Below are 14,102 nucleotides of genomic sequence, written 5' to 3' on the forward strand. Positions count from 1 at the left end.
TTGCTATACGCAAGGTTTTTTGTGTAAAACAATTAAAACTTTTGACTCAGAACTTAAAGCATGATACAATGAATAAAAAGAGTACACAAAAAGACAAGGTGGGTAAAATGGCAGAGCGTAAAAAAACTAAAAGAGGAAAATATAACTGGCTGTTAAATACGTTTATTGTTCTTCTATTTATAGTAGGGTTAGTCTTAATTTTTAATAAGCCAATTCGTAACATGTTGATTGCAACAAATAGTAATAAATATCAACTTCATAATGTTTCACAAGAAAAGATAGAAAAAAACAAAAAAGCTGATGTGAGTTTTGATTTTGCTGCGGTAAAATCAGTAGATTTTCAATCAGTCCTTACCAACCAGTTTAATAGTCAACCTCTACCTGTAATTGGTGGTATTGCAATTCCCGAATTAAATATCAATCTTCCTATCTTTAAAGGGGTTGGAAATACTTCACTTTTATATGGAGCGGGAACAATGAAAGCTGACGAAGTCATGGGTGAAGGTAACTATAGTTTGGCTGGTCATAATATGACTGGATTTACTTCTGACTTATCTATCTTATTCACTCCGTTAGAGAAAGCAAAAGCAGGAATGACAATTTATGTGACTGATAAAGATAATATTTATCAGTATAAAATTGATAAGATTGATGTAGTGACGCCAGAACATGTTGAAGTAATCAATGATAGTCCAGGTAAAAAAGAAATCACTTTAGTAACCTGTGCTGATGCTGAGGCAACTCATCGAATCATTGTACATGGAACTTTTGTAGATAAGACATCTTACGATAAAGCAACCGATACCATGAAAAATGCATTTGAAACCAAATATAATCAAATTAAAAATTTCTGATTTAAGAACTTCGTTATTATACGAATTTTTTTTTATTTAAGATAGCGATTGCAAAAGAAGGAAGATGATAGTATAATTATCTTGGTAAATAAAGTAAACAGAGGGAAACTTATGAAATTTATTTGTAAATTAAAGATTACTTATTCATTTACAGGGTTATTATTTATATGTTTGTTTACGCTTATAGCTATGTTTTCTCAAGAAAACAGCGTTAGTGCTGATAGCGTCCCAACACTAGTTACTAAGAACTTAACTGTATATGCTGTTAGTGGTGACTTTTATAATCACGCTAAAGAAGCAGTTGTAACTGCCATAGACTCTAAGGGGAACCGAGTAGAGGGAGTAGATTATTACAACGGGCCGATAAAGTATAGTATATCAACTGATGCTTTTGGTAATTGGGTTACAGATAAACCAGGTATATACTCGGTAACTTATTCTTTTGGTGACCCTTATACCAAAGCTTCAATCAGTCAGGAAGTTAAGGTTACTAGTGTTTCTTTACCGTCGTCGTCACTACCTATAAGTGAAATAGAAAATACATTAAATAAGAATGCGATTGTAGATGAGGACTCTGATAATAACGCTGTTTATGATAACTATAATGGAAATATACTAATGGCTTTTTATGCACATGACATATCATATATGACAAAAGGCTTTGAAGCCAGAGAAGAAAAAAATTATATTTTAACTGGCGGATATAAAAAATATAACTATAGCGAAAATGAATTGAAATCAGCAACCTCTCTTATGGAAGGTTTCAGTAACGTATTGGAAGGAAAAAATACTGATTTTGACAAAATAGAAGCAATAGAAGATTACGTTGATGATTTAATGACTTATGATCTTGCAGGTGCAGAACAAGATGGTACGGAAGCAAATAATATTATATCTGGTGCACGTTTAAATGAAATTGTTGGCAATGACCATGACCAATATTATGGTCAAGCGTTTAGTGCTTTTTTATCTGGCAAAGGTGATTGCATGCAGTATTCGATGCTTTCAGAACTTGGTTATATCTATGCTGGAATTCCAGCAGTGACAGAAATTAATAATGGAAATGTACCTACTGATGGTTTTTACCTTTCCTTTGGAAATGGGGGACACGAGTGGAATGAGGTTCAAGTAAATGGACAATGGTACATTGCTGATGATACATGGGCCGATAATGATATACGTTGGAGAGGGCTTATAGGTATGGATAAACTTCCTACTCAGGATAAGATTGGAATAAATACATTAACAAATCAACCTTTATATTATCATACTGGTAATGTTCGGAAATTAACGTTAATGAATAAATCGATGATTAATCCAACCTTAACTACTCAGCCGATTACAACGATTTCTGGTAGTGGAAACTACCAAAATATTATGTATAATTCCATTGTGAATGCAGTTTATAGTGATGGTAGTTTAGTTCCGCAATCAGAAATACACTTTTGTGTCCCCACTATAACTGTCGATGGATTGAGTTATTGGGCAACAGATTATACTGGAGTTCATAATGTTAATTTCAATTTTAAAGACCCAAACACGGGGGATATAATTACTTCAACAGTATTGGTAACTACTGTTAGTCCAATTTTACTTACCACAACCGTTAGTGCAGCTTCTGGCAGTGGAAATTATGAAAAAGTGATGTATAACGCCATAGTGAATGCTAAGTATAGTAATGGAACTCAAGTCCCTCTGTCTTCTATCCATTACCTTGTTCCAACTATAATTGTTGATGGACAAACTCATTAGGCTACCGATTATCCTGGCAACTACAATATTCAATTTAATTTCACAGACATTACAGGACAAATCGTAAAAGCAAATGCAACAGTCATCATAAATTAAACAAAAAGGGAAAAACAAAATGAATGAAGAATTATATAATTTTTTACTGGGAAAAATATTTTATTTTTGTCAATTGCCAAGCTATACAAAATGGGGAATCTGGTCATTTGAACCTGACGGTAAGATAAAAGGAATGCATAGTGACTTTGAACAAACATGGAAAATTGAAAATGGGCGGCTATTAATTTTAGATAGTCAAGGGCACGTCACTTGTATTTTTGAAGGTCAGATAGAAAAAATGCAAAAAAGTCATTTGCTTCGTCCAGGAATGGAACATTTTCAAGTTGCTTTGATTGCTACTGATTTAATCGGTTATGATTATTTTGATAGCCTTTGCCCGATTGAAAATGATTTAGTTGCAGCATGTATGGAAACAGGGTCAGTGGCAAATGAAAAACTACGTCAGCTTCTTTTAGAAGATAAAACCATTGACGGTTATTATGCCGGTCGAGCTTATGCTGTTAAGAGAAAAGATTTAGAAATTGGATTAAAGCAATATAAAGGAGTTTTTTATGATTTAGAGCTTTCGCAAAACCAGCCTGATTTTTTTACTAAAAAACTTTTGGTTTGGTTCCCAGGACTATTGAGCTACAATCACGGGAATGCTCGGGAAAACTTCTTTCCTAATCCTTTTGAAGGAATTACAGGCTCTATTGCTAAAAATACAGTGGTATTAAGAATTGCCGATAGTAATTTAATTAATGGTTCTTATTATCTCAACACTCCTAATTTTAGAGATTATGAACAAAATATTCAGGAATTAATCGCAAAAACAGCCGAAGAAGAAGGGATACTTAGGGAGAATATACTATGTGCCGGTTCTTCCCGCGGGGTTATGGGTGCACTTTACCATGGATTACTTGGAAATTATGCACTTGTATCAATGGATCCTGTCGTAGATCGTAGTCCCTGGTTGCAATCTGCTGATGTTCAATTAATGTTTGATTGTATTCCTGTTTCATTCGTAGATAAGCTCAATCAATTATTGGAAAAAACAAATTTATCAGCTGAAAAAATACAAGTAATAACAAGCCCTCAAGTTCCGATTACTTATCCATTTATTATTCAATTAAAAACTTGGAAGTTAGCACTTAAAACTTATCGTATGAAGTTGGCAGATGAACAATTTGATTATCAGCCCTATGGTGGGAAAATGCATGGAGATTTTGTAAATCGTAATATCCCCCTGCTCTTGATGAAAATTAATGAATTTCTTTATGGATGCGATTCAATAGAGAATACGATAGATGAAAAAACCTTATAAATAATCAAGGTTTTTGATTATCCTCCAAATATAAAAATGGATGAAAAATTATTGAAAAAATGATATGATAACGACATATATTAATTATTTTTGGATAAAAGTTATTTGATAGAAGGAAGTTATGAAAAATAAAAAATCAGCTAAAGTTAAGCAAGATAAGGTAAAACAAAGATTAAAACGAGTAAAACCATGGCAGGATAAGTCTGCAAAACTTCTCGGGCATTTATTACAATTTGCCTCAATTTATGCTTTAATAGTTGGGATTGTCGGCTGGTTGATGCCTCCTGTTCAAAAACTATTATCTGGTTTCCTCTATCTTTTTGCCCTTCCTACCGATTTTAGTATTTTTAATGCAATTGTTCTATTTATTTTAGCAAGCTCAATTCGACACCGGAGAAGATTGGCACTTTGGATAGAAATTATCTATTTCCAATTAGCTTTTGTTGCATTTGGTCTTATTTTCTTATTGGCCTATTTCTTTGGACTTGTGACCAAAGAAGCACTTGACATGTCACAATTTTCTATCTTCTCACTTTTATTTGTTATTCTGGGAGTAGTTGTTTCTCTTGCGACAGCTGTATTAATGATTTTATCTCGAAATGCCTTCCCAACAAAAATTGTGAATGGCACTTGGTGGAAAGGTATAATTATTGCGGCTGTAGGATTTGTCTGCTCTATTATTGGCGGAGTAATCGTTTCATTTTTAACTTTCCATGGTTCTGTATCCTTAGCTCAAAGAATTGCTTACGTTTTTAGAGAATCTGTCAGTGATTTCCGTTACCTTCTTCCTTTTGGTCAGGAAATTTTCCCGTACAGCTCTGGAAATAATATTTGGGTCAGTACTACGATTTCAGTCATAATGCTTCTTGGTTTTATCAGCGCATTTCTCATTTTTACGCGCTCTACTCAAAAAGAACTTTCGGCAAATGCGAAACAAGAACTAGCAATCCGTCAGCTAATTCTAGATTATGGTGATAATGACTCGCTTGCTTACTTTGCGACTCGCAGAGATAAAAAAGCTATCTTTTCTAAAAATAAAAAAGCTGCCATCACTTATCATCTTTTTGGAGATGTTTTGTTAGCCAGCGGCGACCCAATCGGAGATGAAAAATCATGGAAAAGTGCGGGAGAAGCATTTCTCAACCTTGCACGAGCACAGGGCTGGACACCAGGCGTTATTGGATCCTCTGAAGCAGGAGCAAAAATGTATGCTCAATTAGGGCTGAACGCAACTGTATTCGGGGATGAAGCGGTCGTTATCGTTCGTGACTTTTCTATTGAAAATCCAGCCATGCATGATGTTGCACAAGTTATGCATCGTGCAAAAAGAGAAAACTATCAAGTCAAGATTCGTCGCCAGGCTGAAATTCCTGCTACAGAACTTAGTGATTTAACCAAATTAACTGAACAATGGCGAAATGGTGATGAACGTGGTTATTCAATGGCCTCAAGTCGATTTGGTGATCCAACAGACCAACAAATAATGATTGTAACGGCATCCGATGCTGCTGGAAAAGTTCAAGGAATTTTATCCTTTGTTCCGGTGGGGTCAGATAAACTGTCGCTTGATACGATGAGACGTTCTCCTGAGGCAATGAATGGAGCTGTCACTTTCATGATTAGCAGTTTGATAGAAGCAGCTAAAGAAAAAGAGATAAGCGAAATTAGTTTAAACTTTGCAGCAGCACGGCAATTCTTCATTAACGGAGAAACATTGCAAGCCAATGCCTTAGATAAAGCGGCACGAACTGTAATGAAATTCTTTTCGCGTTGGTACCAATTGGAATCACTTTATCGTTCAAATGATATTTACTTGCCAGAATGGCGAACTCGTTATATTTGTTATGATAATGGCGGTTCTCTTACTTCAGTTCTTTTTGCAATTGGCCAAGCTGAAGGATTTGTTCCGACGAATATCTTTTCTAAAATCAAAAGTTTCTTTTCACGAGATTATGACCCTAGAACAGAAAATCGCTGGTGGAAAAAATCAGATTTCATCAAAAAGGTTCATCGACTTGAAGAAAATAAACGATTGGAATTATTGAATGAAGCTGGTCATGATGACAGTTATCTAAAAAAATTAAAGGATCTTAGAGAAAATGGCATTCCACCATTTAGTCTTCCCGATAGCGAAACTGAATCAGTAGAAACCCTTAGAAATAAATTTGAATCAGTTGATGAATTTGATGAAAAAGAATATAGCATTCATGGGAAGTTAATTAGTTTGCGTGGCCGAGGCGCAATGCAATTTGCAGATTTGGCAGATAATCAAGCAAAAATTCAATTGGTTATAAAACGTGACACTCTTAATGAATATGCTGAATTAGAAAATCGTTTAGAAAATTTTGCAATATGGAAAAAAGATGTGACCGTTGGTGATAGAGTACTTGTTAAAGGAACGCTGATGCGCACGCAAACAGGTGAATTGAGTCTACGGGTTAACTCATGGAAAATGCTTTCTAAAACACTAAGAGAACTGACAGATATCGAAAAAATAGACCATACAAAATTTATTGAACGGACAGAATATTTATCAAGAATTAGAAGAGATTTGCTATCAAACAGATTTGTTGAAGTAGATAAGCAGGATTATTTGGCATTGGCTGCGGGATATGATAAGGTATTTTCTATTCAGAATTCAAAAGTAACAGTTTTATGGGCTTATCAATCAATTGAATCCTTAAAGAACCTTCTTAGTAATCTACTTGAAGATGAAGTTCTAATGGATTTATCAGAAGTTTTTCCAGACCCTGAAGCTAATGAAGATGCTTTGCCAGAGTTAAAAAGAGCGCTCAGTTATGGTTTGCCTGCTTTTGCAATGGCAGAGTTCTATTTACCAACTGAAGCAGCTGATTTAGGAGTAGATTCAGAAAATGAAAAAAAGTAATTACTTAATCATTATTGCTATTTGTGCTGCCTTATTGTACAATGCTTGGATTCTTGCATTTTGGTTAAATCCAACTGTAGTTAACTCAAGTCTTTTGAGTGGACTTTCTGCACTTGATCAACCTTATCATCAATTATTCACCTTAACAGATATTCTTTTCGCTTGTTTTTCTTTGATACTTGCGTGGGGACTTTTTAAACAAAATGAAAGAGAAGACAAACGTCTTCTCATAATTTTTCTTTCGATTGCGGGATTTGGTGCAGCAACAGGCTTAGCTACACTTTTTCCTTATGCTGATATTGCTCACAGTGAGGGAATTCCTAATCCTCTTAAAGCACCTGAACTCTTTTTACATGACGGATTAAGTGTTTTAGCATTATTATTTATTCTTACAGGAGTGATTTTTTCACTTTTAGTTTATCGAAATAAATTTGTTTTCCTTTTGGCCATTGCTTTTGTAATTACAACTTTGCTTTCTTTCATTGCGGGTGCAATTCCTCAGTTAGTAGGCCCTCTTGGTCAGCAGATTAATGGGGTGCTTGGTGGTATATGGTTAGTATTTATTTGTTGGAGAGTTCTGAACGACATTTCAAAAGAAGTTCGTAAGGAGAACTGACCGTACGCACAGGTGATAATTTAAGGAGTAATCTAGCAGAAATAAAGCCAAAAAAAGCCGCAAATAGATGACCCATATCCCAAATACTATGTTCAACGAATAACGGAAGTAAGATAAATAGTCCTAAAATTATAAGTCCAATATAAAACATTCGTTTTCTCATTATAAGGATGGCAGCAGCGCAACCAGCAACTAAAATATATGAAACACCAACATCAGTTGCCATTGCTAAAGAACTGGGAGCACGTCCGCTATTTATTGCCCAAAGTTCAAGAAAAATAGTAGTGAGACTGGCTAAAATATGACCAGACAATGTGATGACAATCATTCTTGGTGAACCATATTTTCGTTCTGCCCAAGCAATAACGGTCCAAAAAAGGACAACATAAATGAGGAGACCTGCTCCGTTATCCGCAACCCAAAAAGCACTATCAAAAAAAGTAGAGATTGGTTTATCAGAAACTCTGGCTATACTTGTTGAAGAATGGTTCGTTAGAATGTTAATTAAGTGTTGCGGTGCAGTTCTTTGAACTAGCGTAAAAGCGCAAAAAATGGCGGTATAGGTAAATGTTGCAGGAGCTGACTGAAGCCATTTTGAAAGAAAATGAGTATAGACAGATAATTTTCGAACCTCATCGTGAATTTTACGAGAAAAATGAGCTAAAAATTTTAAAAAATACCAAGTACAACATAAAATTAATACAGTTGATAAAAAAATCATAATTTATTCCTTTTCTTTTTATTATACCATTAAAGCTTATGGAGGGGTTAGCATATTTATTAGGTTTAGACCATAAAAATAGAAGATTATAAGAGGCTCGCATTAAGTGATTTACTTATGATATAATTAATAATGATTTGCAGCTAGGAGAATAAAATGAATCCACTATTACAAGGAATGAACGAAAAACAAGCAGAAGCGGTCCAAACTACAGAAGGGCCTTTATTGATTATGGCAGGAGCTGGTTCGGGTAAGACTCGTGTCTTAACTCATCGAATTGCTTACTTAATTGATGAAAAAATGGTTAATCCTTGGAATATTTTAGCGATTACCTTTACAAATAAAGCAGCAAAAGAAATGCGGGAGCGTGCTTTATCACTTACTCCAAGAGCACAAGATACATTAATTGCGACCTTTCACTCAATGTGTGTAAGAATTTTGAGACGTGATGCCGACCATATTGGTTATAATCGTAATTTTACAATTATAGATCCAGGGGACCAAAAATCGTTGATGAAACGAATTTTGAAAGAAGCTAATTTAGATCCTAAAAAATGGGAACCCAAAGGTCTTTTAAATGCGATTTCAAATGCTAAAAATGATTTATTAGATGAATCAGCTTATGAAGCTCAAACAAGCGCTAGACATCCATATGAAATGGTTGTTGCGCGTGTTTATAAGATTTACCAAAAAGAATTACGAAAAGCAGAATCAATGGATTTTGACGATTTAATCATGCAGACGTTGCGCCTTTTTGATGAAAACCCGGATGTCCTTTCTTACTATCAAGGAAAATTTCAATATATTCATGTTGATGAGTATCAAGATACCAACCATGCACAATATCAGTTGGTTAAACTTTTAGCCAGTCGTTTTCAAAATATCTGTGTCGTTGGGGATGCTGACCAATCAATCTATGGTTGGCGCGGAGCAGATATGCAAAATATCTTAGACTTTGAAAAAGATTATCCAAAAGCTAAAGTTGTTTTGCTTGAAGAAAATTACCGCTCAACAAAAACAATTCTTGATGCGGCAAACAATGTTATAAAAAATAATTTAAAACGTCGACCAAAAGAACTCTGGACGCAAAATGATGCTGGAGATAAGATTGTTTATTTCCGCGCTGGAAATGAACAAGAAGAAGCAAATAAGGTTTCTGAAATTATCACATCAGGCATTCGTTCAGGACGTTCTTATGCTGACTATGCTGTGCTTTATCGGACTAATGCTCAGTCTCGGACAATTGAAGATTCTTTTGTTAAATCTAATATTCCCTATACAATGGTTGCGGGAACTAAATTCTACTCACGTAAGGAAATTCGTGATGTTATTGCTTACTTAAATGTAGTAGCAAATCCAGCGGATAATATGAGTTTTGAACGAATTGTTAATGAACCTAAACGAGGAGTCGGTCCGGGGGCATTAGAAAAATTACGTCGTTTTGCTGACAGTCGTGGACTTTCTTTAGCAGATTCAAGTTTTGATATTATGTTATCCGATATTCGTGGAAAAGCGGCTGGTGAGATTTATAATTTGGCAATGGCCTTTGATTTGTTGAGAACCCATAGTGAAAGTTCAACAATCACAGAATTAGTTGAAGAAATGTTAGAGCGTACTGGCTATGTCAAAGCTTTGCAAATGATGCCAAGTATCGAAAATCAAGCACGAATTGAAAATATTGAAGAATTCTTGTCAGTAACTAAAGGGTTTGATGAAAAATCAGAAATTCCTCTAGATGAAGAAACGGGAGAGCCAATTGTTGAAACTGGATTAGATAAGTTGAGCCGTTTCCTTAACGAAGTTAGTTTGCTTTCTGAAACAGATGCTTATGAGGAAGAATCTGACCAAGTAACAATGATGACCCTGCATGCGGCAAAAGGTTTGGAATTTCCAATTGTTTTCTTAATTGGAATGGAAGAAAACATTTTTCCTTTATCACGGGTAAATGAAGATATTGATGAGTTGGAAGAAGAACGTCGTTTGGCTTATGTTGGAATTACACGGGCAGAAGAAACGCTCTACTTAATGAATGCCAATCAACGTGTGCTTTATGGTAAAACGAATTATAATCGTCCCAGCCGTTTTATTTCGGAAATTGATGATGAATTACTAGAATATGCTGGGATTGCTCGTAAAGCAAATTCAAGCTTCAATGCTTCTTATAAATCTGGTGGTTTTGCCAGTGGGATCTCGATGTCAGATGCGCTTCATCAAAGAAAAGCAGTCATTAATCCAACTGCAGCTCAAGCGACGATTAATAATTCTGAAACAGAAGATTGGCAAATTGGCGATACAGCGATTCACCGTAAATGGGGCGAAGGTATGGTATTAGGAATTTCTGGTTCTGGTAAAAATATGGAACTCAAGATTAATTTCCCAGAAGTCGGAATGAAACGTTTATTAGCAGCAATGGCTCCAATTGAGAAAAAATAGAAAAAGTAGTGAAAAAATAATGACTTATCATGAGTTAGAACAAGTCGAATTGACAAATATGTGTGCCATTATTGACGAAAAAACCCATAAAGTTCTTGTTCAAGAGCGTAAAAAATCATGGACTGGAATTGCTTTTCCTGGAGGACATCTGGAAAAAGGTGAGGCTCTTGTTCCGTCAACAATAAGAGAGATTAAGGAAGAAACTGGACTTGATATCACAAATTTAAAACTTTGTGGAGTTAAGGATTGGTTTGAACCTGAGAAGAACAGAAGATATATGGTTTTTCTTTATTCAACAACAGAATTCTCTGGTCAATTAATTAATGAAACAGATGAAGGAAAAGTTTTTTGGCAAGATATTAATCAATTAGCGAATTTGAATCTTGCAAGTAGTTTTCTTGAAATGGCAGACATGATGCTTCACTCAACTTACTCAGAATTTGTTTATGAGATTGATGGAGAGCATTGGGAAAAGAAATTTTATTGATTTTGCATAATAACTATTATGTAAAGTGATTGGATAGAGGTAGAAATGACTGAATTAAGAAGATGTAATTGGTGTTTGTCAACTGATAAAATGATTCATTATCATGATACTTATTGGGGAGTGCCTTTACATAATGATCAGGAACTTTTTGCAAAATTGGTCCTTGATTTAAATCAAGCAGGGCTTTCTTGGGCAACAATATTAAATAAACAAGAAAATTTTTATGAAGCTTTTGATAATTTTGAAATTGAAAAAATAGCAGTATATGACGAGAACAAAGAACAAGAACTTTTACAAAATGCGGGAATTATCAGAAATAAATTAAAGGTTAAAGCGGCGATTGTTAATGCTCAAAAAGTTTTAGAAATTCAAAAAGAATTTGGCTCCTTTAATAAGTACATCTGGTCATTTACTGACGGAAAAGTTTTACAGCATCAAGTTAATGATGAGTCAGAAATTCCAGCAACAAATGAACTTTCTGACAAAATGAGTAAAGATATGAAGAAACGCGGTTTTAAATTTACAGGTTCAACGGTTATCTATGCTTTCTTGCAAGCTGTAGGAGTGATTAATGATCACGCAGATTATTGTTATAGACAAGCAGAATTAATGGATTGAAGCGCTTTCTTGTGGTAAACTGGTTATAGAATTAAAGTTGTAATTACTATAAAATTTTATCAGAAAAGGAGCTTACTATGGCTAATATTCACCCTTATCTTACTTTTAATAATACGAAGGAAGCATTAGATTATTATAAAGATGTTCTTGGAGCGACAAATATTTCACGACTGCCTCTGGCTGAAGAACAAGCTGAACAATTTGGGGTTCCAATTGAGAAGGCTTCCGATTTAACAATGCATTCTCAATTTGACATTCTAGGTTCAACCATTATGGCTGCGGATAATTTTATGAAAGTTGATCCTCTTGTTTATGATTCCATTTCAATTTTAATTGATTTAGATTCGGAAGACGAACAAGCGGTCTCACAAGCAGATGCTTTTTGGAATAAGGCTGTTGAATCGGGGACAGTCACTGTTAATTTACCTTTTGAAAATCAATTCTGGGGTGGAAAAATGGGTGATTTTACTGACAAGTACGGAGTGCGTTGGATGCTACATGCTCAGCCTTATTCTAAGTTACAATCGAACTCATAAATCTTTATAAGTAAAAATGGAAAGTACTGACGATTCTGTCAGTACTTTTTGTGATTTATTCTGAAAATATTTTTAATGACAGCTAAAAATTTTATAGATATTTGGAAAGTTGCTAAAAATTTGTTATAATAACTATGTGAACTTTAACACAAAAGGAGTAATTTATGAAAATTTGGACTAAACTAGGCTTGCTAACGCTTGTGGGCCTCTCTTTGACTTCTTGTGGGAGTAATACAAAGAATACAAAAGGACAATCAAGTTCGTCTCAGAAAGTTGAAACCTCGGCTGGTGCAAGTAAATCAAACATCTATGCTGATCCTTCTACTTTAAGTGATAAATACGATGTGATTATTGTTGGTTCTGGTGGGGCTGGAATGACTGCAGCAATTGAAGCAAAAGATGCTGGAATGAATCCAGTCATTTTAGAAAAAATGCCAATTGCTGGTGGAAATACTTCAAAAGCCTCAGCTGGTTTGAACGCATCAGAAACATCAGTCGAAAAAGCACAAGGTGTCGCTGATTCAAATGATAAATTTTATGAAGAAACGCTCAAAGGTGGTGGCGGTACGAATGACAAGGCACTCCTTCGTTATTTTGTTGACCACTCGGCTGGTGCTGTTGATTGGTTAAATACAAATGGAATTGTTTTAGATAATTTAACTACGACAGGGGGAATGTCAGTTTCAAGAACTCACCGACCACATGATGGTTCAGCAGTTGGTGGTTATTTGGTAAAAGGTCTTGAAGAAAATATTACCAAACGAAATATTCCCTTATTTGTAAATAGTGATGTTACCAAAATTACTGAAAAAGATGGTAAAGTATCTGGAGTTAAAGTTAAGATTGAGGGTGAAACTAAAGATATTTCTTCTAAAGCAGTCGTTGTTACAACAGGTGGATTTGGTGCAAATAAGAAAATGATTGCAAAATATCGTCCTGACCTTAAAGATTATGTGACAACAAATGCGGCTGGTTCAACTGGTGACGGAATTACTATGATTTCAGAACTTGGTGGGGAATTAGTTGATATGGATAAAATTCAAATTCATCCAACTGTATTCCAAAAAACAGGTTATCTTGTTTCAGAATCAATTCGTGGTGAAGGGGCGATTCTTGTAAATCAAAAAGGGAAACGTTTCTTTAATGAAATGGATACTCGTGATAAAGTTTCTGCTGCTGAACTTAAACAACCAGGAAAATATTCTTATGTTATTTTTGGAGAAGGAACTAAAGATAAAGTAAAAGCAGTTGAACAGTATATATCTAAAGATATGGTCGTTGAAGCTGACAGTATCAAGGGACTTGCTGACAAGCTCGATATTAATGAAAAAGCACTGACTTCAACAATTGATGGTTGGAACAAAGCTGTATCAACTAAAAAAGATGAAGACTTTGGTCGTACAACAGGAATGACTACTGAAATATCAGGTAAGTATTATGCCATTAAAGTGGCTCCAGGAATTCACCATACAATGGCTGGGGTAAAAATTAATACAAATACTCAAGTCTTGAAAAAAGATGGTAGTCCAATTCAAGGATTATATGCTGCCGGAGAAGTTACAGGTGGTCTCCATGGTGGTAACCGCATTGGTGGTAACGCTGTTGCTGATATTGTTATCTTTGGACGACAAGCTGGAACTCAATCTGCGGCCTATGCTAAAACAAGCAATTAATATTTACTTATAAGTAGTTATTAAGAATAAAAGTTACTGACGGAGTATTTGTCAGTAACTTTTTGTATTATTAAGATTGATTAAAGGTAAATTCTTTGAAATAGATAAGAAAATTAAGTATAATTTAATTATGAAAAAGTATTTTTCAAGCTTTATTAAGGAGGC

The 14,102-nt window shown here is 34.8% G+C and carries 11 protein-coding genes; 10 read left to right on the forward strand and 1 reads right to left on the reverse strand.

Annotated features, from left to right (window positions below; all coding sequences use genetic code 11):
* Positions 1–107: 107 nt before the first annotated feature.
* From PYW37_RS05650 to PYW37_RS05670, 5 genes are all read left to right on the forward strand, one after another.
* Positions 108–854, forward strand: coding sequence for a class A sortase (locus PYW37_RS05650; protein ID WP_012897725.1), 747 nt, complete (start codon positions 108–110; stop codon positions 852–854).
* Between the two features lie 81 nt (positions 855–935).
* On the forward strand, positions 936–2,606 hold the full coding sequence (locus tag PYW37_RS05655; RefSeq protein WP_223848638.1) for a transglutaminase-like domain-containing protein: 1,671 nt from the start codon (positions 936–938) through the stop codon (positions 2,604–2,606).
* Between the two features lie 115 nt (positions 2,607–2,721).
* Complete coding sequence (locus tag PYW37_RS05660; RefSeq protein ID WP_023189327.1) at positions 2,722–3,966, forward strand: XcbB/CpsF family capsular polysaccharide biosynthesis protein; 1,245 nt, start codon at positions 2,722–2,724, stop codon at positions 3,964–3,966.
* A gap of 121 nt (positions 3,967–4,087) precedes the next feature.
* Positions 4,088–6,853 (forward strand): phosphatidylglycerol lysyltransferase domain-containing protein, encoded by a 2,766-nt coding sequence (locus PYW37_RS05665; RefSeq protein ID WP_023189326.1) that lies wholly within the window; start codon positions 4,088–4,090, stop codon positions 6,851–6,853.
* Positions 6,840–7,469: a DUF998 domain-containing protein gene (locus tag PYW37_RS05670; RefSeq protein WP_010905768.1), complete on the forward strand. Its 630-nt coding sequence runs from the start codon at positions 6,840–6,842 to the stop codon at positions 7,467–7,469. Before PYW37_RS05665 ends, PYW37_RS05670 begins: the two co-directional genes overlap by 14 nt.
* On the opposite strand, the gene PYW37_RS05675 is transcribed toward PYW37_RS05670, so the two are convergent.
* On the reverse strand, positions 7,414–8,190 hold the full coding sequence (locus PYW37_RS05675) for a rhomboid-like protein (RefSeq protein ID WP_010905769.1): 777 nt from the start codon (positions 8,188–8,190) through the stop codon (positions 7,414–7,416). The genes PYW37_RS05670 and PYW37_RS05675 overlap by 56 nt on opposite strands.
* 156 nt (positions 8,191–8,346) lie before the next feature.
* Here PYW37_RS05675 and pcrA point away from each other — a divergent pair, with 156 nt between their 5' ends.
* The 5 genes from pcrA (at position 8,347) to PYW37_RS05700 (ending at position 13,937) form a co-directional block, all read left to right on the forward strand.
* Entirely contained in the window at positions 8,347–10,623 is a 2,277-nt protein-coding gene (pcrA, locus tag PYW37_RS05680) for a DNA helicase PcrA (RefSeq protein WP_003132060.1), read from the forward strand.
* 19 nt (positions 10,624–10,642) lie between these two features.
* On the forward strand, positions 10,643–11,110 hold the full coding sequence (locus PYW37_RS05685) for an 8-oxo-dGTP diphosphatase (protein ID WP_010905770.1): 468 nt from the start codon (positions 10,643–10,645) through the stop codon (positions 11,108–11,110).
* 45 nt (positions 11,111–11,155) lie between these two features.
* Positions 11,156–11,728: a DNA-3-methyladenine glycosylase I gene (locus PYW37_RS05690; protein WP_014570578.1), complete on the forward strand. Its 573-nt coding sequence runs from the start codon at positions 11,156–11,158 to the stop codon at positions 11,726–11,728.
* Between the two features lie 77 nt (positions 11,729–11,805).
* Complete coding sequence (locus tag PYW37_RS05695) at positions 11,806–12,264, forward strand: VOC family protein (RefSeq protein ID WP_017864437.1); 459 nt, start codon at positions 11,806–11,808, stop codon at positions 12,262–12,264.
* A 164-nt stretch (positions 12,265–12,428) separates the two neighbouring features.
* Complete coding sequence (locus tag PYW37_RS05700) at positions 12,429–13,937, forward strand: flavocytochrome c (RefSeq protein WP_025017096.1); 1,509 nt, start codon at positions 12,429–12,431, stop codon at positions 13,935–13,937.
* Positions 13,938–14,102: the final 165 nt, after the last annotated feature.

Origin of the sequence: Lactococcus lactis, assembly GCF_029023865.1 — a bacterium.
GTDB classification, from domain to species: Bacteria; Bacillota; Bacilli; order Lactobacillales; family Streptococcaceae; genus Lactococcus; species Lactococcus lactis.

Excerpts from the sequence above, each read along its gene's own strand:
- PYW37_RS05700 (WP_025017096.1), top strand. The coding sequence starts at position 12,429 with ATGAAAATTTGGACTAAACTAGGCTTGCTAACGCTTGTGGGCCTCTCT.
- PYW37_RS05685 (WP_010905770.1), top strand. The coding sequence starts at position 10,643 with ATGACTTATCATGAGTTAGAACAAGTCGAATTGACAAATATGTGTGCC.
- PYW37_RS05665 (WP_023189326.1), top strand. The coding sequence starts at position 4,088 with ATGAAAAATAAAAAATCAGCTAAAGTTAAGCAAGATAAGGTAAAACAA.
- PYW37_RS05690 (WP_014570578.1), top strand. The coding sequence starts at position 11,156 with ATGACTGAATTAAGAAGATGTAATTGGTGTTTGTCAACTGATAAAATG.
- PYW37_RS05695 (WP_017864437.1), top strand. The coding sequence starts at position 11,806 with ATGGCTAATATTCACCCTTATCTTACTTTTAATAATACGAAGGAAGCA.
- PYW37_RS05675 (WP_010905769.1), bottom strand. The coding sequence starts at position 8,190 with ATGATTTTTTTATCAACTGTATTAATTTTATGTTGTACTTGGTATTTT.
- PYW37_RS05670 (WP_010905768.1), top strand. The coding sequence starts at position 6,840 with ATGAAAAAAAGTAATTACTTAATCATTATTGCTATTTGTGCTGCCTTA.
- pcrA (WP_003132060.1), top strand. The coding sequence starts at position 8,347 with ATGAATCCACTATTACAAGGAATGAACGAAAAACAAGCAGAAGCGGTC.
- PYW37_RS05650 (WP_012897725.1), top strand. The coding sequence starts at position 108 with ATGGCAGAGCGTAAAAAAACTAAAAGAGGAAAATATAACTGGCTGTTA.
- PYW37_RS05660 (WP_023189327.1), top strand. The coding sequence starts at position 2,722 with ATGAATGAAGAATTATATAATTTTTTACTGGGAAAAATATTTTATTTT.